This is a genomic window from Bradyrhizobium sp. SZCCHNS3016, assembly GCF_032484535.1.
In the GTDB taxonomy this organism is placed as follows: Bacteria; Pseudomonadota; Alphaproteobacteria; order Rhizobiales; family Xanthobacteraceae; genus Bradyrhizobium.
The window spans coordinates 1-20039 of the sequence record NZ_JAUETE010000004.1 but is presented as its reverse complement, the minus strand read 5'-3'; the positions used below and the strand labels follow the sequence as shown (position 1 = coordinate 20039).

Below are 20039 nucleotides of genomic sequence, written 5' to 3'. Positions count from 1 at the left end.
ATCGCACGAAATTTCCATTCCACTGAGCGGAAAGCAGCAGCAGCGGTGCCTTTGCTGAGCGCTTGCCGCCTGCGACTACGTACGCCATGATGCGAACTATCAAAGAGGCCGTCGCCATGTAGCGATGCGCCCGGCAGGGAGGATATCTATGACCAGAACCATCCGCGGCGCGGCGGCGTCGCTGTTCATGCTGGCGTCGGCACTGACGTTCTCTGCGGGCGTGGCGCATGCGCAGAGCAAGCCGCCGCTGAAGATCGGCGGCATCCTGGACATGTCGAGCCTCTACGCCGACATCACCGGTCCCGGCAGCGAGACCGCGGCGAAGATGGCCGTCGAGGATTTCGGCGGCGAGGTGCTGGGCCGCAAGATCGAGGTGCTTGCGGCTGACCATCTCAACAAGGCCGATCTCGCCGCCAACATCGCCCGCGACATGCTCGACAACCAGGGCGTCGAGATGATCTGGGATGTCGCAGCCTCCGCCACCGCGCTGGCCGCCGGCGAGATCGCCAAGGCGCGCAACAAGATCATCATCTTCAACGGTCCCGGCTCTGTCAGGCTGTCCAACGAGGCCTGCGGCCCGTACACCGTGCACTACGTGTTCGACACCTTCGCGCAGGCCAATGTCACGGGATTGGCGGCGGTGAAGTCCGGCCTCGACAGCTGGTTCTTCCTGACCGCGGATTACGCCTTCGGCCAGGATCTGGAGAAGGACACCACCGCCGTGGTGGTGAAGTCGGGCGGCAAGGTGCTCGGCAGCGTGCGTCATCCGCTCAATACGTCGGACTTCTCCTCCTTCCTGCTGCAGGCCCAGGCCTCCAAGGCCAAGGTGATCGGGCTCGCCAATGCCGGCGGCGATACCATCAACGCGATCAAGCAGGCGGCGGAGTTCGGCCTCAGCAAAGGCGGCCAGAAGCTGTCGCCGCTGCTCGCCTTCGTCTCCGACATCGACAGCGTCGGGCTCGAGACGGCGCAGGGGCTTCTGGTCGCGGAAGCGTTCTATTGGGATCTCAACGACGACACCCGCGCCTTCACCAAACGCTTCTTGGAGCGCACCAGGCGCGTGCCGACCTCGGCCCAGGCGGGGGTCTATTCCTCCGTCACGCACTATCTGAAAGCCGTGAAGATGGCCGGGACGACCGATGCGGACGCCGTCATGAAGGTGATGCGGGCGACACCGATCAACGACATGTTCGCCAAGGGCGGCCGCATCCGCGAGGATGGACGCATGGTGCATGACATGTACCTGTTCGAGGTCAAGAAGCCGTCGGAATCGAAGGGGAAGTCCGACGACTACAAGCTGCTCGCGACCGTGTCGGGCAACGAGGCATTCCAGCCGCTCGAGGCGTCGCGCTGCCCGCTTGTGAAGAAGTGACGGCCGGGGCCACGGCATTCCGGGGCGCGCCCGAGCAAGGCGCAAACTCTGCCGCGACATCCGTCGTTCCGGGGCAACGCGCAGCGTTGAACCCGGAACCTCGATGTGAGTCCATCAGCTCGGGATTCCGGGTTCGACGCCGCCGTGTCGCCCCGGAATGACGGGAGACATAACACCGGGAAACAACAAGGAGCGCCGGCCATGACCACCAACACGACAGTTCTGCAGCATCTCGACTCCGGCCTGCTCACGATCACGATGAACCGTCCGGAGCGACGCAACGCGCTCAACAGCGACATGACCAAGGGCCTGGTCGAGGCGGCGCATCGCGCGGCCAATGATCCGGAGGTGCGTGCGGTGCTGCTCAAGGGCGCCGGCGGCACGTTCTGCGTCGGCGGCGACGTCAAGGCGATGGCCGAAGCCAAGACCGCGCCCTCGTTCGAGACCAAGGTGACGACCTTGCGCGAGCGCATGGAGGTGTCGCGCCTGCTGCACCAGATGCAGAAACCGGTGGTGGCGCAGATCGACGGCGCGGCCGCCGGCGCCGGCCTGTCGATCGCGCTGGCCTGCGATCTGCGGGTGGCCGGCGAGTCGGCCAAGATCACGACGGCCTTCGCCAAGGTCGGGCTGTCGGGCGATTTCGGCGGCACCTATTTCCTCACCCAACTGCTCGGCAGCGCGAAGGCGCGGGAGCTGTATCTGACCTCGCCGGTCCTGACGGCGCAGGAGGCGCTCGCACTGGGCATGGTCACCAAGGTGGTGCCCGACGCCGAGGTCGAAGCAGCCACGCGCGCGCTGGCGATGTCGCTGGCGCAGGGGCCAAGCGTGACGCTCGGCTACATCAAGCGCAACATCAACAATGCCGAGACGATGACGCTGGAGGCCTGCTTCGACGCCGAGGCGATGCACCACTCACGCTGCAGCGACACAGAGGATCACAAGGAGGCGGCGAAAGCCTTCGTCGAGAAGCGCGCGCCGGTGTTTCAGGGTCGGTAGCTCCGCGTTCTCCGTCATTGCGAGCGAAGCGACGCAATCCAGGGTCATGGCCTGAGCTCTGGATTGCTTCGCGTCGCTCGCAATGACGCCGCGGGCTTGTGTGAACACGTGAATCCTCAAAGAGGGCTGCGATGGCTTACCTCCACCTCCGTCAGATCTGCCTGGTCGCGCCCCGGCTCGAGCCGGTGGTCTCGGACATCGCCGCGATCATGGGGCTGGAGGTCTGCTATCGCGATCCACATGTCGCCAAATACGGACTGGAGAATGCGCTGCTGCCGGTCGGGCCGATCCTGCTCGAGGTGATTGCGCCGACCCGCGATGACACCGCGGCGGGACGCTTCCTCGACAAGACCGGCGGCCGCGGCGGCTACATGGCGATCTTTTCCTGCGATGATCCCGATGGCCGCGCCGCCCGTGCAAACGAGATGGGTGTGCGGACCGCCAACGTGATCGATCATCCGGCCTATCACGGCGTGCAACTGCATCCGCGTGACTGCCGCGCCGCCTTCATCGAGCTCAATCACACCGAGGGCAGCGACGATGTGCTCGGTCCCTATCCGCCCGCCGGACCGGACTGGACGCGCGCGATCCGCAGCGACGTGACGACGGCGATGACCGAGGTGGTGCTGCGGAGCCCCGAGCCAGCCTCACTCGCCGCGCATTGGGGGCGCATTCTCGATGTCGTGCCGTCTGCCGGCAGCGATGGTGTTCAGCGGTTGAAATTACCGAACGCCCGTATCCGTATCGAACCCGGAGAGCGCGAACTCATGAGCGGCCTGACGTTCCGCGTCGCCGATGCTGCACGTGTGGCCGACGCCGCGCGCGCCCGTGGCTATGCGGTTTCAGGCGGTTGTTTCACGATTGGCGGCGTTGCCTTCGCGTTGCAGGGGGCGGTCGCCAGTTAGTTGCTCGTCATGCCCGAAGCTCGAGGCTCGTCACCGGCCCTTGAAGTTCGCGAAGCGCCGCTCCTCCGTTGCCTTGACGCCTTCCTTGAAATCCTCGGTCGCGCGCAGCCGGGTCTGTTCGGCGAGCTCGTGCTCGGTTGCTGCCATCACACGGTCGGCGAGGCTGGCGCGCATCGTCGCGCGGGTCGACAGCAGGCCGAGTGGCGAGCATTCGGCGATCTCGGCGGCGAGCTTCATCGCGGCTGTCCGCACCTGGTCCTGCGGCACGCATTCATTGGCGAGCCCCATCTTCAGCGCTTCCTCGCCGGTGACGCGGCGGCTGGTGTAGAACATCAGCTCGGCGTTGTTCTTGCCGATCAGCTCGGGCAGCGTCACCGTCAGCCCGAAGCCGGGATGGAAGCCGAGCTTGGTGAAATTGGCGGAGAAGCGCGCTTCCGGACAGGTGACGCGGAAGTCGGCCGAGACGGCGAGGCCGAGCCCGCCACCGATGGCGGCGCCGTGCACGGCGGCGACGACCGGTTTCTTGCAGCGGAAAATCCGCACGGCCTGCATGTAGAGATGGTTGATCGCCCCGAGGCTGTCGGCCGGATCGCCTTTGGCGCCGGCCGCTTCCTGCGCCTGGCGCGCTGGATCGGTGAAGTTGGCGCCGGCGCAGAACGCCTTCCCCTGGGCCGCCAGCACCGAGGCGCGGATCTCGATGTCGCGGTCGAAGCCTTCGAGCGCGTCGGCGATCTGGTTGATCAGCGAAATGTCGAAGAAGTTGAGCGGCGGCCGGCGGATCTCGATCAGGCCGACATGGCCGTGGATCTCGACGCCGATGTCAGGAAAGTGGGTCATGGTTGTGGTCTCCGATTCTGCTTTCCGGGCGCCATTGCCAGCGCTATCAGTTCGCGACCGCCGGAATGCTGTCTGCCTCACCTCAGTCCCAGCCCGCGGGCGATGATGCCGCGCAGCACCTCGGTGGTGCCGCCCTGGATCGTCAGCTTCGGTGCGGTCTGCATCGCAAATGTCAGCTGGTTCTCCAAGGTCTCGCGATTTCCTGCATTTTCCTCGACGAAGGCGGCGAGGTCGCGGACGCGGTGCGGCAGCTGCTGCTCCCATACCGTGCCGACGTCCTTGACGATCGAGGCCTCGACCACCGGCTCCTTGCCGGCCTGCAGCATGCCGGCCACCGACACCGACATCCGCCGCATCGCATGCAGCTGCGCTACCAGCCGGCCGATGCCCTCGGCGCTGCGCGTGTCCGGATCGGGACCGATCGCGCGCACCAGCTCGGTCAGCACGTAATAGGTTTCGAGGAAGCGCTCCGGCCCCGAGCGCTCATAGGCGAGCTCGGAGGTGGCCTGCTTCCAGGCGCCGTCGATCTCGCCGAGCTGATGATCGTCCGGCACGAAGGCGTCGGCGAAGACGACCTCGTTGAATTCCTTCTGCCCGGTGATCTGGCCAATCGGATTCACCTTGATGCCGGGCGACTTCATGTTCACCAGGAACTGCGTCAAGCCATGACGCCTGTTCTCCTTGGTCGACGGCGAGGTGCGGAAGATCGCGATCATGTAGTCGGCCATGTGCGCCGACGTCGTCCAGATCTTCGAGCCGTTGATCAGCCAGCCACCCTCGGTCTTCGTCGCGCGCGTCTTGGCGGCGAACAGGTCCGAGCCCGAGTTCGGCTCGCTCATGCCGATCGCGAAGCACAGCTCGCCGCGGCAGATGCGCGGCAGGATGTCCATCTTGATATGCTCGGGCGCGTAGCGCAGCAGGATCGGTCCGCTCTGCCGGTCGGCGACGAAGAAGCGCCTGACAGGCGCATTGGCAACCCGCATCTCCTCGGTCACGACGTAGCGCTCCAGGAACGAGCGCTCGTGGCCGCCATATTGCTTCGGCCAGGTCATGCCGATCCAGCCGCGCGCGCCGACGCGGGCTGCAAACTCGCGCGCGTCGGCATCCTCGCGCTTGGGCTGGTATGGGTTGAAAGTGCCGGCCGCGATCTCATCAGCGAGGAAGGCGCGCACCTCCTTGCGCAGCTCCTCGCATTCCCTCGGCAGCCGGATCGGATCGAAACGAAGTGCGCTCATGCGACAATCCTCTACGTGGTCAGCGCGAGGCGACCAGCGGCCACAGCTCATCGGCGCCGCGCGCAGCGACGCGCTTGCCGAGCTCGACGGCCCAATGACTCTCGGAGCCGAAATCGTCGCGCCAGGCGAGCGCGCGCAGCGAGAAGCGGTGCAGGATGTGCTCGGTGGTGAAGCCGATGGCTCCGTGGACCTGATGCGCGATCGCCGCGCCCTTCTCGGCGGCCTCGGCGCAGCGGATCTTGGCCGCGGCGGCTTCGAGAAACACCGCCTCGTCAAACGCGGCGGCCCGCGCGATCGCATCCGCCGCCGATGTCGCGGCCGCGCTCGCGGCGGCGCTCTCACCGGCCAGCCGTGCCAGGTTGTGCTGCACCGCCTGGAATTTGCCGATCGGCTTCTCGAAGGCGACGCGCTCACCCGCATAGTTGACGCTGATCGTGAGCAGACGATCCAGCGCGCCGGCGATCTGCAGTCCGCGGGCGACGCCGCCCATCAGCATCAAGGTCGTGGCGCCGAAGCCCGCCGGTGCCGGCCGGCATGCCAGCGGCGTGATCTTGTCGAACGTCACCGTGTCGCTGGGATCGTTGGCGAGGTTGAGGCCCGCCTCGATGCGCAGGCGCGCGGTCTCGACCAGCGCGATCGACACGCCGTCTCCGCGTTGGGCGAGCACGGCAACATGCTGCGCCGTCCTGGCGAACGGCACGCCGCGGGCGCGGCCGGACAATGTGCCGTCGGTGTCGAGCGTGATCCGGTCCCTCGGATGAGCCGGCGCGATCGTCATGGGGCCGTCGGGCGAGGCAATGCCGCCTTGCTGCAGCAGCCAGCCCGCGAGCAGCGTCTCGGCCAGCGGCACCGCAATCGCAAAACGGCCGGCGGCATTGATGATCTCAAAGCCGTCGGCGAGGTCAGTGCCGGCGCCGCCGAACTCCTCGCCCACCCAGGCGAGCGGCAGGCCGGCCTCGCTCAGCGCCCGCCACAGCGGCGCCGTCCAGCGGCCGTCCTTGTCGTGATTGATCGTCTGCGGGTCGGCGAGATCGGCGAAGATCCTTTCCGCGGTCGCAACGACGATGTTCTCGGCTTCCGCCACAGCGCTCCTCGCCCTCGTTGTCGTCGGTCTCGGCGCGCCATGTCCTGCGCGCTCCGGCGATGTTTTGCCGGCATGATGAGCGCAAGCGACGGTCCTGACAAGCGTAGCCCGCTGCAGGGCCCCGTCCGCTCGCCGCATGGAGGCGAGCGATTTCCGCGCTGCGGAGATTGTGCCGATTTTGCAGATGCAGCGATGTTGGCTAAGAAGAAGCAAAGCAAACAGGGAGGTGCGGAATGGCTGAAGGTCTGTGCGCGGTCGTGACGGGGTCGGCGTCCGGCCTCGGAGCCGCGACCGCGTTGCTGCTGGCGAAGGCCGGCATGCGCATCGTCGTGAACTATTCGAACAGCAAGAGTGAGGCCGAGCAGACCGCCGATCTCTGCCGCAAGGAAGGTGCCGAGGTCGTCGTCATCCAAGGCGACGTGTCGCGCGACGAGGATTGCCGCAAGATCGTCGCCGCCGCTGCGGCCTGGGGCCGGCTGGATGCGCTCGTCAACAATGCCGGCACCACCAAGCACGTACCGCACGATCAGCTCGGCGGTCTTTCGGCCGAGGATTTCCAACGCATCTTCGCTGTCAACACCATCGGCCCCTTCCAGATGGTGCGCGCCGCCCGGCCGCTGCTGGAAGCGGCGGCCAAGGCGACGGCGCGTGCGTCCGCGGTCGTCAACGTCTCGTCGGTGGCCGGCATCAGCGGCGTCGGCTCGTCGGTCGCCTACGCCGCCAGCAAGGGCGCGCTCAACACGATGACGCTATCGCTGGCCCGCGCCCTGGCGCCTGCGATCCGCGTCAACACCGTCTGCCCCGGCTATATCGATACGCCCTGGTTCACCAAGGGCCGCGGCGAGGCCGGCGCCAAGCAGGTGCGCGATGCCGTGGTGGCGCGGGTGCCGCTGCGCGCGGCTTCATCCGCTGAGGATATCGCGCAGCTCGTGGCGTTCCTGGCGAGTCCGGCATCAGGCCACATGACCGGCGAGGTCGTGCGCATGGATGCGGGGATGCATCTGTTGGGGTGAAATCGTCATGGCGAGCGGCCGTTGTGGTCGCTCGCAATGACGTGGCGTGAGGCCGTTACCGATTGAAATCGCGGATCGTACCGCTGGCGACCAGCCTGTTCCAGATGAACAGCACCACGACCGCGCCGAGGGTCGCGGTGACGTAGCCCGCGCCCTGGTCGGGGCTGTAGTGGCCGATGGCTTGCCCGATGGCGGTGGCGATGAACGCGCCGACGATTCCGAGCACGATGGTCAGGATGAAGCCGGAGGGATTGTTGGGACCCGGCGATAGAAGCCGCGCCAGGAAGCCGGCGACCAGCCCGACAATCAGAATGTGCAGCATGAGTGTCGTCCTTCCCGTCAGCGATCGCGGAGCGTCAGATCCGGCCCGCCAACTCGTGCTCGGTCGGCAGCCGCCCGTCCGGCGTGAGCTGATCGATCACCTTCGGCAGGTACTGGCTCAGCCCGTTCAACAGCTCGTCGCGCGACAGCCCGCTCTGTGCGGTGAGCTGATCGATCTGATCGGCGCCGAGCGCATTGGCGAGATCGCCGGGCGAGATCGGCTTGTTCTCGCCGGGGGAGACCCAGGAGTTCGCGGTGTCGCCATGGCCCTTGTCCTGGAACTGGCGCAGGAGATCGCCGAGCCCGCCCGACAGCACGCTGCCGGCCGCGCCGCCCGCAAGCAGGCCGCCCAGGCTGCCGGCGATGATGTTGCCGAGGCCGCCACTCAATCCGCCGCCGAGCGGTCCGCCTTGATTCCCGGTCGGCTGGGGCGGCGGGACCGGCGCTGGCGCCGCGTTCGGCTGCTGCCCATTCTGCGAGAAATGCTTCACCGCTTTCCACGCCAGCAAAGCGAGGATCGCCATCGTCATCGGCGACATGCCGCCGCTCTTCTGCGTGGTCGGATGACTCGGCCCGTTCGGGCCGTTCTGCATGCCGTTGAGGATATCGAGTAGACCCATGACCCTGCCTCCTGCGCCCACGCCGACAAAACCTATGGGCATGCACGCGGCGTTACAAGCCGCGTGCAGAATGGTCGCACAGGGGAACGTGTCGCGCGCGGCTCAGTTCCTGGCTTCGGCCCGTTTCGGCGCCTTGGCCCCGGGCGGCGCGGCCACGGTCTGGCTCGGGCCGGTGAACATCCGCTTCAGTTCATCGAGCTTCTCGGACAGGACCGGAAAGTTGCACGAGAACGAATCGCGGCGCCACCCGTCCTTGGCACATTGCGCCGCCTTGATGCGGGCGCGTGCCTCCACGTTCGACGTCGGCGGTGGCAATCCGCCTTGCGCGGACGAGGCCGGGGGCTTGCTCGGCCGTTGCGGCGGCGGGGCCGGCATGGCCGGCTTCGGCGGCTCGATCGCGGCCCGCGCCGTCATGTCCCTGAGCGAGGTCTGCTGTAGGTCCTGCGTTTGCGGCCGCGACATCATCGCCGAGCTCATGTTGGCGTGGCGCTGCCGCTCGAGGTATTGCGTATATTGCTGATCGATGAACTTCTGCTCTTCGGCCGTCGGGTTGGGCCCGGCGATGTCGAAGCTGCGGTCCTGCATGAAGTCGTAATAGACATAGCCGCCGCCCGGCTTCCGTCTCCCGGCAAATTTAGCGTTGCACTGCGCCAGCGCCGCCGTCTTCTCCTCCTTGGAGGCCGACTTCTCGGCGGCGTCGGCGCATTCCTCGAAATCCGTCGGGGAGCGGCTCCACCACTCTGCGTGCGCGCGTGGAGGTTGCACGGCGGGCAGGCAGGTGATCGCTGCAAAGATCAGTACTGGCAGGCGGGGTGGGTACACGAACGGCAATCCTCAGCGGCTCCCCGCCTCAGATGACGGGAGATTGTCGCCAATTTGCGGCGAGGTGTGACTCCAATGCTGCGTAATTTGCGACTTTCTTCTTTATTTGCCGTGGTTCCGTGATCTGGTTGCCACAGTCGGGTCGGCATTGACGGCGGTGCCGCTCGTGAATCGCACCTTGCTGTGGCGCCGGAACGATACGCAGCATCTTTCCACCATTTTCATCCCGCCGTAGTTGACGAAACTAATCTTGACGATGGAAAGATTAGTGTTGACGGAACCGGGCGAGCGCTCCTATGAATATCTTGACAATGGAAAGATGAACTGCGCCGCGTCCGGCGCGGAGGAGGCTGCCATGAAAGTGTTCCTCACGGTCAAGCTGGCGCTGCTGCCGTTCGTCGTGTTCTGGGCGCTACTGGCCTGGCACCAGCCGGCATGGGCGGTGTGGTCCGCGCTGGGCCTGGCGCTGGCCGCCAACGTGTGGCGAGCCTCCCGGGGCCAGCTCGCGCTGCTGGAACTCGGAAGCCTCGCGCTGTTCGTCGTGCTGGCGATCGCCAACGACGTCGCGCCGAATTGGACGGCCGGCAATGCGCTGTGGCTGTCCTTCGCAGCGCTCGGCCTCATCAGCTTCGCTTCGCTCGCCGTCGGCCGTCCCTGGACCGCGGACTATTCCCGGTCGGCCTATGCCGACAGCGCCGCGACGCCCCAGTTCCACCTGATCAACATGATGATGACCGGGCTCTGGGGCGTCCTGTTCCTCGTGCTCGGCCTGTGCCGCTGGGCCGGCGTCGCCTCCTGGATCACGACGATGATCGTCGTCGGCGGCGCGCTGATCTCGATCTTCGGCCCGCGCTTCGCGATTCGCCAGGCCTTGCTGCGCATGCGGGCCGCGCGCGAGGAGTGCCAATGGCCGGCCCCGAGCTTCACCCAAGCGGCCGACACCGAGTGCGACGTCGCGGTGATCGGCGCGGGCATCGGCGGGCTGACGGCGGCAGCCCTGCTCGCGGAGTCCGGGCTGAAGGTGAAGGTGTTCGACCACCACGTCGTGCCCGGCGGCTTCTGCCACACTTATCTTCGCAAGGCCCACCACGACAACAAGCCGGTGCTGTATCGCTTCGATGCCGGGCCGCACGATTTCTCCGGTGTCTGGCCCGGCGGGCCGGTCGACAGCGTGCTGCGCCGGCTCGGCGTCGCCGACCGCATCCATTGGAAGCGGGTCATCCACTCCTACCGTCTCGCCGGCCGCCGCATCGACGTGCCCGAGGACTGGCGCGCCTATGTCCGACTGCTCTGCGAGATGTTTCCGGCCAGCGCGGACGGGCTGACCCGGCTGTTCGACACCATCCATGCCATCTTCGAGAGCATGTATGCGACGGGGCAGGGCCGCAGCGGCATTCCCGGCATGCCGGCCACATTGGAGGAGATGCTGGCCTTCCCGCGCAAGCATCCGCAGGCGTACCGCTGGATGAACCGCCCGTTTGACGAGCTGGTCGCCGCCCATGTCTCCGATCCCGAGCTGATCGCCTATCTCAATGCGCTGTCGGGCTATCTCGGCGACGGCAGCGAGACGCTGAGCTGCGCCCAGATGGTCCCGATCTTCGGCTACTACTTCAAGGGCGGCTTTTATCCGGTCGGCGGCTCCGGCCACCTCGCGGACGTGCTCGCCGAGGCGGTCACTGCCCGGGGCGGCGAGGTGCATCTGAAATCCAAGGTCACGCGCATCCTGGTCGAGGAGGGTCGCGCCGTCGGTGTCGTGCTCGGCAATGGCCGCACGGTCCGCGCGCAGGCGGTGGTCTCGAATGCCGATCTCGGCCGCACCTTGACCGAGCTGCTGAGGCCCGACGATCTGCCCGCCGTCTTTCGTGAGCGTGCCCGCAGCCTCGCGCCGGCGACGTCGTGCTTCTCGGTGCATCTCGGCCTCGACATGGTGCCCGACATCGCGCCCGCCACGCATCTCGACTCGCCGATGGGGATCGGCCTCGCGGTGATGTCCAAGCTCGATCCGTCGGCGGCGCCCGAGGGACATGCGACGATGACGATCATCACCCTCGTTCCTCACGAGCAGGCCAAGGGCTGGTTTCCGGGCGAGGGCGGCGACGATTGGAAGGCGTGGCGCCGCTCGCCGGACTACGAGGCGCGCAAGCAGCAGCTCGGCGATGCCATGGTCGCGGCCGCCGGGACCATCATTCCCGGCCTTTCCAAGCATATCGTCTATCGCACCGACGCCAGCCCCGTGACCTATGCGCGCTACGATCTCGCCAGCGCCGGCGCGATCTACGGCGTGGCCCGCTCGGGAAGCCTCAAGGGCGCCAAGGCTCCGTTGCGCAACCTCGTCATCGCCGGCGGCGGCAATGCCGGAGCGGGCGTCGAGGCCGTGGTGATCTCGGGCGCTGAGGCGGCCGAAGCGCTCGTGCCCGGCCTGCTGGCGCGCGCATCAGAGGTCGCGTCGGATCCGCTGAAGGCACGGGCGCGGGCGGCGTGAGCGCGCCGCCTGCCGCAGCTCGGGCGCATCAAGGCGTATAGAGGTAGCGCAGCAGGGTGCGGCCGACGGTCTCGAGACTCTGCGCCGAGCACTGCTCGATCGTGTCCTGCGTGGTGTTGAAATACGGCTCGTAGTCGAAGTCGATGACGAGGAAGCTCGGAATCCCGGCCTGCTGCAGCGCCGTGTGGTCGTCGCTGATCGGATACGCCGTGGGCTCCGGCGAGAACGCCTGTGGCGCGATACGGCTGCCGATGCTCCAGAACTTCTTGACCTCCGGCAGCGCCGAGCCGAGCGACGAGGGCTCCGGCTGCAGCTTGAGCTCCTTGTCGCAGACCATGTCGAAATCGACCGCCTTCTCCGGCTTGTGCGCCGGATAATAGGTCTTCAGATTGGCCGCGAAATGCGGCGAGCCCAGCGGACGCCAAGTCGGATCGCCGGCGCCGAGCGATTTCGGCCCCTCCTCGCCGTCGAAGAAGATCAGGTCGATGCCGATCTCGGGCTTCGGCGACAGCGACAGCACGCGTGCGGTCTCCAGCAGCAGCGCGACCGCCGAGGCGGAGTTGTTGGCACCCGGCATCGGTGCGTCCGGCGATTTCGGATCGCGATAGGCCTTGATGATGCTGTCGTAATGCGTCGCGACGATGATGCGGCGCGGGTTCTGCACCTGGAAGCGGGCGATGATGTTGGTCAGCGGGATCGCCTTGCCGTCATCGCCCTTGGCGGTGAAGCTCTGCGTCAGCACCGCGTCCGCCGCGCTCTTGGCCATCGCGGCCTTGATGTAGTCGATGGTCTTCTGATGGCCCGGCTCGCCCATCGAGCGCGGCGTGAATTTCAGCAGGTCCGCGATATGGGCCATCGCGCGCTGCCCGTCCCAGAGCTCGATCTGCGCCTCTGCGGCGCGTGCCGCGGGGGATGCAAACAGCAATGCCGCCATTGCCACCGTAGCGGTCAGGCGAGGCCAGAACTCAGTCATCGAGAAGCTCTTCAAAATGAAAATCAGGACGTCTTCTTGCCGAATGGAATGAACAGGATGCCGGCGCAGCCAGCCAGCGCCACCGCGAAATAATAGGTGATCGCGCGCGAGCCGATGGTCGGGATCAGCGCGAAGGTCGTGACCAGCGTGCCGACGACGTTGCCGATGGTCGAGACGCCGTAGACCAATCCGGCGACGCGGCCGGCCTCGTCGGCCGAGCGCGTCAACAGGCTGACGGCGATCGGGGAGAAGGTGCCGAGCAGGGTCAGCGGCACCAGCAGCAGCGCGGTCGATGCCATCAGCGTGGCCGCCGGACCGTCGCCGACGGTGTCGAGGATGTCGGCCATGACGATGTCGGCCGTCGCCGGCACGAGCGCCATGTAGGCGGCGGCGATCAGGATCATGGTGCCGATGGTGCGCGTCGTCGGCTGCCGGTCGACGATGGCGCTGCCGGCGAAATAGCCGATCGCGAGTGCGCACAGCACCGTCGAGATCAGGCTGGCCCAGGCGCCGATGCCGCTGCCGAAATACGGGTTGAGATAGCGGCTGCCGAGCATCTCGAAGCCCATCAGCACGCAGCCGACCAGGAACGAGCAGAGATAGATCGCCAGCAGGCCCGAGCGTGACACCGGCGCGCTCACGGCAGCTTCCTGTTGTGGCGCTCGATGCTCTTCAGCGCCTCGACCGGCGCGAAGTCGTCCGTCAGCACCTTGGCGTTCGCATCGATCACCTGGCCGCCGTCGATGTCGATGCGCTTGCGCTGCGCCAGCATCTCGGCAAGCTTGTAGCGGAAGCCGAACTCCTTGTCGCGCTCCTGCGCGATGGCGGCGAGATCCTCGGGCTTCCGCTCGTCGCCGAGATAGCCGACCATGACGATGTTGCCGCCGGCCTCGTAGAAGTCGACCTGCGGGAACACGCTGTGAATGGTCTTGACCGCGGCGTCGAACAGCATCGTCGATGGCTCGACGTTCTGCGCCACCACGCCGCCCTCGGCGAGATGGTCCTTGACGAGCTGGTAGAACTCCTTGGTCAGCAGGTGGAACGGCACGAACGGCCCACGATAGGCGTCGATCAGGATGATGTCGTAGCGCTCCTTGGATTCCTGCACGAACAGCCGTCCGTCGCGGTTGGCGACGTGGAAGTTCGGCTCCTCCTTGATGCCGAAATATTTCTTGGCGAGCTCCAGCACGGTCGGATCGAGCTCGACCGAGGTCACCTGCACCTTGGGCAGGGAGCGGTGCAGGTACCAGGCGGTGCGGCCGCCGCCGAAGCCGATCTCCAGGATCGAGCGGACGTCCTTGGCGTACATCACGCTCGCGGTCATGAAGCGGGTATAGTCGACCGGCAGATCGAGCTCGTCGCGAGTGTTGTAGACGCTCTCCGTATAGATGCGCCGGTTGTGACCGAAGGTCATGCTGCGGTAGGGCGCCTGCTCATAGACATAAATGTTGTTGTAGAGCGACTCCTTGGACTCCAGCAGATGGCGGGTATCCTGCGCGCTTGCGGCGGCGACGGAGAGGAGAGCTGCGAGCGCGCCTGAAATGACCGACCGGATGAGCATCGACTTGTCTGTTTCCCTCGGCTGAAATGGGCAGGCGGCTGGCCCGGCCACGTGACGCGCTCAGGCACGACCAATACGGCGATCCCAAGGCTGGGTTCCGGATCGGCGCCGTTCTCTTAGACCATCGGCTGCCTTCCGGATAGTCAAACCACCCCTCCCTACGGGCCTGTGATCGGTAGGCGCCCCGCCTCAACCGGGATCACGCGGCCGCGTTCCCACCGTCTTCCCCTCACAGGACCCGAGCGTCGTTGTGCCACGGCCGGCCGTCCGGTTCAGGCGACGACCGGAGAGGCTTCCGGTCGGTGGCCGGGTCTGCTATGGAGGCGGCGAAGCAGGTGCACTTCGGTGCAGGCTCCGGTCCCGTAGCTCAGCTGGATAGAGCGGCGGTTTCCTAAACCGTAGGTCGCATGTTCGAGTCATGCCGGGATCGCCAACTGCCGCAGCCTTTGCGCGCGCAGACCTCTCCAGATCAAACCCGGCGCACGCGTGATCCGGCCCGTTCGGGAATCGGGTGGAGCGCTTCGCTGCCATCGAGGAACTTCTCCGGGTGAGACGGCGGCCTGAGCCCCGTCCGTGCGGCGCGCAATCGCCGCCGAGATGCATCACCCTGGAGAGCTTTCCATGCACACGACCATCGAGCCGGGCATCCTTTATTTTGGGACGCCGGTCGTCCTCATCAGCACCGTCAATGAGGACGGCGGCTTCAATCTCGCGCCGATGTCGTCGGCGTTCTGGCTCGGCTGGCGCTGCATGCTGGGCCTCGCCGCCGGATCGAAGACGCCGCAGAACATGCGCCGCACCGGCGAGTGCGTGCTGAACCTGCCGTCGGTCGATCTCGTCGCCGCCGTCGATCGCCTGGCGCAGACCACGGGATCGGACCCGGTGCCGGCGATGAAGCAGCGCAAGGGCTATCGCCACGTGTCCGACAAGTTCGCCGCCGCCGGGCTGACCGCAACGGCGTCGGAGACCGTTGCGGCTCCGCGCGTCGCCGAATGCGCGGTCCAGCTCGAAGCGCGCATCGAGTCGGTACATGGCATCGCCGACGACGACGCGATCCTGAGGGGGCATATCCAGTGCTTCGAGGTGCGGGTGCAGCGGGTCCATGTCGACGAGGCCATCCTGATGGACGGCACGCGTGACCGCATCGACCCGGACAAATGGCGGCCCCTGATCATGAGCTTCCAGCAGTTCTATGGCCTGGGCGCGCGCCTTCACGAGTCGCGGCTGGGCGCCATTCCGGAGGCGGCCTATCGCACGCCCGACGTCGAGCGCGCCCGCGAGGCGGCCATGCGGATGGAGGTGGCGGCAGGCTGAGCCGGCTCGGCCCCGAGTCTCGCCTGGAATCGCGCTGCCACACGTTCAACTCTGCATCCGAGTGCGAGAGGTTGAGGACATCATGGGGGCTGTTGCCGTCGAGCGGCTGCTGATCGAGGCGGCTGATCACTACAATGCCGGGCGTGCCGGTTCGGCCAAGGCACTGTGCAGCGACATCCTCGAGGCGGTGCCGGATCATCTGCCGGCGCTGCATCTGTCCGCGATCCTCGCCTTCGCCGATGGCCGCATGGCAGACGGCGCGGAGCTGCTGGCGTGCGTGTTCGCACGCGATCCCAACCATGCGCCGGCCTATGTGACGCTCGGCGACGCGCTGGCGGTGAAAGGTGAGCGCGACGGCGCTGCCGACGCCTTTGCGCGCGCCGCAGCGTTGAGGCCGCACGATGCCGCCATCCACAGCAAGCTCGGCAGCGCGCTGCTGGAGCTCGCCCGCTTTTCCGAGGCCGAAGCCGCCTATCGCCACGCGCTGGCGCTCGATCCGGCGCTGTTGCGCGCGCGCTGGAATCTCGCGCTCGCCTTCAACCGGCAGGGGCGGCTTGCCGAGGCGGAAGCGGCCTATCGCGCGCTGCTCGAGCGCGATCCGTCCTTTCCCGGCACATGGCGGGCGCTGGCCCATGTGCTCGCCGACCAGGCCAGATACGACGAGGCCGTGCCCGCCTATCTGCATGCGCTGGCGGCGCAGCCCGCCGATGCTGGCCTCCACCTCGCCCTCGGCGACGTGCTCTACAAGCAGCGCGCCTACGCTGACGCCGCGATCCATTACCACCGCGCCGGCGATCTTGCGCCGGGCGATGCCAATGCCGCGCGATTGCTGGGGCACGCGCTGCACGAGGCCGGCCGCCCGGCCGAGGCCGTAGAGGCCTATCGCCGCGCCGCGGCGCTCGATCCCACCGATGTGGTCGTGCTCAGCAACCTCGCCGCCTGCCTGTGCGGGACAGGCCAGCTCGACGCCGCCATCGCCGCCTGCGAGCACGCGCTGGCGCTGCAGCCCGATCACGCCCCGGCGCATACCAACCTCGGCATCATCCATGAGCTGCGCGGCGAGATCGATGATGCCGTCGCGGCGCATCGCCGCGCCGTCGCCGCCGATCCGGCCTATGCCAAGGGCTACGCCAATCTCGCGGTGGCGCTGCGTAATGCCGGCGACATCGACGCCGCGCTGGCAGTCTCGCATCACGCGATTTCGCTCGCGCCCGACAACGCGCTCGCGCGCTACAATCACGCGCATTTCCTGCTGATGTGCGGCGACCTCGTGAACGGCTTTGCCGAGCATCGCTGGGGCCGCGACTGTCCGGACCTCTCCGCGGGCATGCCGCGCTTCGACGCGCCGGAATGGCAGGGTGAGCCGCTCGAGGGACGCACGTTGCTGCTGTTCGCCGAATACGGCATCGGCGATGCGCTGCAATTCGTGCGCTATGTGGATCGCGTCAAGACGATGGGCGGCAATATCGTGCTGCAGGTGCAGCCGGCGATCGCGCCGCTGCTGCGCTGTCTGGAGGGCGTGACGGTGATGCCGCGCGGTGCGCCGCTGCCGCCATTCGACCTGCAGGCGCCGCTGATGGATCTGCCGCGCATCTTCGGCACCACGCTGGAGACGATTCCGGCCGAGGTGCCTTATCTTGCGGCCGATCCGATCAACGTGGCCGCGTGGCGCAACGTGCTCGGGCGCGCGCCGTCGTTGAAAGTCGGCGTCGTCTGGGCCGGCAATCCCAGGCACAAGGGCGACCGCCAGCGCTCGCTCACCGCGCAGGCGGTGCTGCCGCGGCTGGTGATGCCGGGCGTGCAGCTCTATTCCTTGCAGAAGGAGCCGCGGCCGGACGATGCGCCCGCGCTCGCCGAGCTTGGCACCGACGTCATCGATCTCGCGCCGCTGCTGAGCGACTTCGCCGAGACCGCGGCCGCCGTTGCCGCGCTCGATCTCGTCATCTCCGTCGATACGTCGGTGGCGCATCTCGCCGGCGCGCTCGGCCGCCCGGTCTGGGTGCTCTTGCCCTATGCGCTCGACTGGCGCTGGCTGCGCGACCGCGCCGACACCCCGTGGTATCCGACCATGCGGCTGTTCAGGCAGGAGAAGCCGATGGCTTGGGATGGTGTGCTGGCGCGGACGGCCGGGGAGCTTGCGCGGCTGGCGGCAGGTGAGCGCGGGCCGTTGTTGCCCGGGCAGGTATGAGGCGGTGAGCGACGTCGAAGGCTTACAGGGCCTGACGTTTATCGCATGGCCATGCGTGCGAGACCGGTCTGATCCGAGCGCGTGGACGGAAACGACAATCGCCACAAGCTGAAGAGCATCGGGAGTTGGAAAACGAAGCTGATCGCCGCAGCGCCCGCCAGCACCTCGAAACGTTGCGCCTCGATCAGAGCCTTGGCGCTCGGGACGACGTGGACCAGGCCGTCGGCGACGTAGACAAGCGCAACGATCCGCCAGATGTTGGCGGAGAGCCAGCCCATACTGAAGGCGTGATCGAACAGCGCGATCAATCCGCCGAGCGCGAGCGTCGAGCTCACCATGTGAGACGGCGTATCGTAGAAGCCGGGCTCCAAGGCGGCCTGAACGAACCAGAGTCCGTAAACCACCGCGATGATCTTCAGCAACATCAGTTCGTCCCCAGGCTTGCAAGCTTGTCGTCCGCCTCCGGGCAGCCGATCGGATTGCTCCCCCTTGATCGGAGCAGGCACGCGCGACGTCGAGCTTACGATGCGTGTCACGAAGGCTCTATTAATCGGCTCGCTTGGATTGTCCTGAACGAGCCGTTTTGGTCGGGCCTCTGATCCAGGTCCCGTGATGCAAGAGCCAGGCGCGGTTGCGGACATGGTGACGGACCGCGTAGGCAGCCTACTGCTCCGCCAGCAACTCCCTCACCCTCGGCACCACCACCTTGCCATACAGCTCGATGCTCCGCATCAGTTTCGCATGCGGCAGTGGACCGGCTGAGTATTTCAGCTGAAACCGCGACAGGCCGAGCGCCTTGATCGTCGCGGCGATCTTCTGCGCCACGGTCTCCGGCGAGCCGACATAGAGCGAGCCGTGATCGGCCTCCTGGACGAACTCGTCGCGGCCCATCGGCGGCCAGCCGCGCTCGCGGCCGATGCGGTCACGCATGGTCTTGTAGTCCGGCCACAGCTCCTCGCGCGCCACTTCGTCGGTGTCGGCGACATAGCCCGGCGAATGCACGCCGATCGGCTTCGTCTCGCGGCCGAACTGCTTGAGCGCGCGATGGTACAGCTCGACATAGGGCGCGAACCGTTTCGGGTCGCCGCCGATGATCGCGAGCATCAGCGGCAGCTCGTAATGCGCGGCGCGCACCACGGACTCGGGACTGCCGCCGACGCCGATCCAGGCCCTCAGCCGCCCATGTTCGACCGGCGGATAGACCAGTTGATCCCTCAGCGGCGGGCGCAACTGGCCCTGCCAGGTCAGCGGCTGCTGCGGCAGCAGGCTGACGAACAGATCGAGCTTCTCCTCGAACAGCGCCTCGTAGTCCTTCAGATCGAAGCCGAACAGCGGGAAGGACTCGGTGAACGAGCCGCGGCCGAGGATGACCTCGGCGCGGCCGTTCGACACCGCGCCCAGCGTCGAGAACCGCTGGAACACGCGGATCGGGTCATCCGAGCTCAGCACCGTCACCGCCGAGCCGAGCTTGATCTTCGTGGTGCGCGCGGCGATCGCCGCCAACGCCACTTCCGGCGCCGAGATCGCGAAATCGCCGCGATGGTGCTCGCCGAGCCCGATGAAATCGAGCCCGAGCTGGTCGGCCAGCACCGCCTCCTCGACGACGTCGCGGATCACCTGGGCATGGGCGGCCATCGCGCCCTCCGCGTTGCGGGTGACGTCGCCGAACGTGTCCAGGCCGAATTCGATTGCTGTGCTCATGTCTCATTCCGTTGCGTCGGGCCGTCATACGGCCTCTGCTCGTCAGCTGGAAGGGGCGTAGCCGGATTGCAAGTGGCTGACGCGAAACACAAGGTTTCCGTGAGCTTGACCGCATCATGAGAAGGTTGGGCCGTCGCCATTCTCCGTCATTTCGGGGCAAGGCCTCTCGGCCTTGCCCCGGAATGACGGTGGTCGTGATACCGGGCGGATTAGACGGCCCGGACGACCGACAAAAATTTCGCTTTCGTTTTTCCAGAAAGTATGCTCTACTGCGTCCATCCTGCCTCATCGATGAGGGGCGTACGCGCGGTCGTCACGAGACGCGAGGCAGGGATGCGGTGGCCGTAGCGGGTCGCAGCGCGGTGTCGCGCCGACGAACGATCCGTTGCGGACAGTCAAGTCGCGTGGTCCTGGCCTCCCGATGCTGAGGTCAAGCCGGATGATGGTGCGGAAGCGCATCACGCCGACGATGGGGGCAACACAGCCGGTCCCCAGGGAGAGCGCGAAGCAGCTGTTAAGACCATCGCGCAGGGAAGGTCGGGAGGTGGATTCAATTGGTCGTCGCAACACTCGATGAGGAGGTTGCGATGGGCATTCGAAAGAAACGGTCAACGC

18 protein-coding genes and 1 tRNA gene are annotated in these 20039 nt (G+C 66.8%); 8 read left to right on the top strand and 11 right to left on the bottom strand.

What is annotated here, in order from left to right; translation table 11 throughout:
- Positions 1 to 187: 187 nt before the first annotated feature.
- The 3 genes from QW881_RS10000 (at position 188) to QW881_RS09990 (ending at position 3273) form a co-directional block, all read left to right on the top strand.
- On the top strand, positions 188 to 1372 hold the full coding sequence (locus QW881_RS10000) for an ABC transporter substrate-binding protein (protein WP_315756951.1): 1185 nt from the start codon (positions 188 to 190) through the stop codon (positions 1370 to 1372).
- Positions 1373 to 1573: 201 nt separating this feature from the next.
- Positions 1574 to 2368 (top strand): enoyl-CoA hydratase, encoded by a 795-nt coding sequence (locus QW881_RS09995; protein WP_315756926.1) that lies wholly within the window; start codon positions 1574 to 1576, stop codon positions 2366 to 2368.
- Between the two features lie 131 nt (positions 2369 to 2499).
- Positions 2500 to 3273 (top strand): VOC family protein, encoded by a 774-nt coding sequence (locus tag QW881_RS09990; protein ID WP_316159099.1) that lies wholly within the window; start codon positions 2500 to 2502, stop codon positions 3271 to 3273.
- A 30-nt stretch (positions 3274 to 3303) separates the two neighbouring features.
- Here the strand turns inward: QW881_RS09990 and QW881_RS09985 are convergent, their stop codons facing one another.
- The 3 genes from QW881_RS09985 to QW881_RS09975 all read right to left on the bottom strand — a co-directional run bounded on the left by QW881_RS09985 (position 3304) and on the right by QW881_RS09975 (position 6429).
- Positions 3304 to 4110, bottom strand: a complete 807-nt coding sequence (locus QW881_RS09985; RefSeq protein ID WP_315735138.1) for an enoyl-CoA hydratase/isomerase family protein — start codon at positions 4108 to 4110, stop codon at positions 3304 to 3306.
- A 77-nt stretch (positions 4111 to 4187) separates the two neighbouring features.
- On the bottom strand, positions 4188 to 5345 hold the full coding sequence (locus QW881_RS09980) for an acyl-CoA dehydrogenase family protein (RefSeq protein ID WP_315756928.1): 1158 nt from the start codon (positions 5343 to 5345) through the stop codon (positions 4188 to 4190).
- Between the two features lie 19 nt (positions 5346 to 5364).
- Positions 5365 to 6429 carry an acyl-CoA dehydrogenase family protein gene (locus QW881_RS09975; RefSeq protein ID WP_315756929.1) on the bottom strand — a complete coding sequence of 355 codons (1065 nt, stop codon included), beginning with the start codon at positions 6427 to 6429 and terminating at the stop codon, positions 5365 to 5367.
- Between the two features lie 233 nt (positions 6430 to 6662).
- Here QW881_RS09975 and QW881_RS09970 point away from each other — a divergent pair, with 233 nt between their 5' ends.
- Complete coding sequence (locus tag QW881_RS09970) at positions 6663 to 7442, top strand: SDR family oxidoreductase (RefSeq protein ID WP_315756930.1); 780 nt, start codon at positions 6663 to 6665, stop codon at positions 7440 to 7442.
- Between the two features lie 55 nt (positions 7443 to 7497).
- On the opposite strand, the gene QW881_RS09965 is transcribed toward QW881_RS09970, so the two are convergent.
- The 3 genes from QW881_RS09965 to QW881_RS09955 all read right to left on the bottom strand — a co-directional run bounded on the left by QW881_RS09965 (position 7498) and on the right by QW881_RS09955 (position 9214).
- On the bottom strand, positions 7498 to 7764 hold the full coding sequence (locus tag QW881_RS09965; protein WP_315756931.1) for a GlsB/YeaQ/YmgE family stress response membrane protein: 267 nt from the start codon (positions 7762 to 7764) through the stop codon (positions 7498 to 7500).
- Positions 7765 to 7798: 34 nt separating this feature from the next.
- Positions 7799 to 8383: a YidB family protein gene (locus QW881_RS09960; protein WP_315756932.1), complete on the bottom strand. Its 585-nt coding sequence runs from the start codon at positions 8381 to 8383 to the stop codon at positions 7799 to 7801.
- Positions 8384 to 8485: 102 nt separating this feature from the next.
- Entirely contained in the window at positions 8486 to 9214 is a 729-nt protein-coding gene (locus QW881_RS09955; RefSeq protein WP_409998994.1) for a hypothetical protein, read from the bottom strand.
- Between the two features lie 346 nt (positions 9215 to 9560).
- Here QW881_RS09955 and QW881_RS09950 point away from each other — a divergent pair, with 346 nt between their 5' ends.
- Positions 9561 to 11687 (top strand): FAD-dependent oxidoreductase, encoded by a 2127-nt coding sequence (locus tag QW881_RS09950; RefSeq protein WP_315756934.1) that lies wholly within the window; start codon positions 9561 to 9563, stop codon positions 11685 to 11687.
- A 28-nt stretch (positions 11688 to 11715) separates the two neighbouring features.
- On the opposite strand, the gene QW881_RS09945 is transcribed toward QW881_RS09950, so the two are convergent.
- Genes QW881_RS09945 through QW881_RS09935 form a run of 3 tightly spaced genes read right to left on the bottom strand, consistent with a single transcriptional unit; the run spans position 11716 to position 14221 of the window.
- Positions 11716 to 12660: a M28 family peptidase gene (locus QW881_RS09945; protein ID WP_315756935.1), complete on the bottom strand. Its 945-nt coding sequence runs from the start codon at positions 12658 to 12660 to the stop codon at positions 11716 to 11718.
- 23 nt (positions 12661 to 12683) lie between these two features.
- Positions 12684 to 13301, bottom strand: coding sequence for a fused MFS/spermidine synthase (locus tag QW881_RS09940; protein ID WP_315756936.1), 618 nt, complete (start codon positions 13299 to 13301; stop codon positions 12684 to 12686).
- Positions 13298 to 14221, bottom strand: coding sequence for a fused MFS/spermidine synthase (locus QW881_RS09935; protein WP_315756937.1), 924 nt, complete (start codon positions 14219 to 14221; stop codon positions 13298 to 13300). Before QW881_RS09935 ends, QW881_RS09940 begins: the two co-directional genes overlap by 4 nt.
- 356 nt (positions 14222 to 14577) lie before the next feature.
- Between QW881_RS09935 and QW881_RS09930 the strand changes: the two genes are divergently transcribed.
- From QW881_RS09930 to QW881_RS09920, 3 genes are all read left to right on the top strand, one after another.
- Positions 14578 to 14654, top strand: a tRNA-Arg gene (locus QW881_RS09930).
- Between the two features lie 188 nt (positions 14655 to 14842).
- Positions 14843 to 15535 carry a flavin reductase family protein gene (locus tag QW881_RS09925; protein WP_315756938.1) on the top strand — a complete coding sequence of 231 codons (693 nt, stop codon included), beginning with the start codon at positions 14843 to 14845 and terminating at the stop codon, positions 15533 to 15535.
- Positions 15536 to 15617: 82 nt separating this feature from the next.
- Positions 15618 to 17723, top strand: coding sequence for a tetratricopeptide repeat protein (locus QW881_RS09920; protein ID WP_315756939.1), 2106 nt, complete (start codon positions 15618 to 15620; stop codon positions 17721 to 17723).
- Between the two features lie 38 nt (positions 17724 to 17761).
- Here QW881_RS09920 and QW881_RS09915 read toward each other — a convergent pair whose 3' ends face one another.
- Together QW881_RS09915 and QW881_RS09910 are read right to left on the bottom strand one after the other, a co-directional pair.
- A complete protein-coding gene (locus QW881_RS09915) occupies positions 17762 to 18229 on the bottom strand; it encodes a hypothetical protein (protein ID WP_315756940.1) in 468 nt (155 codons plus the stop codon).
- A gap of 157 nt (positions 18230 to 18386) precedes the next feature.
- Complete coding sequence (locus QW881_RS09910) at positions 18387 to 19424, bottom strand: LLM class flavin-dependent oxidoreductase (RefSeq protein ID WP_315756941.1); 1038 nt, start codon at positions 19422 to 19424, stop codon at positions 18387 to 18389.
- Between the last annotated feature and the right edge of the window lie 615 nt (positions 19425 to 20039).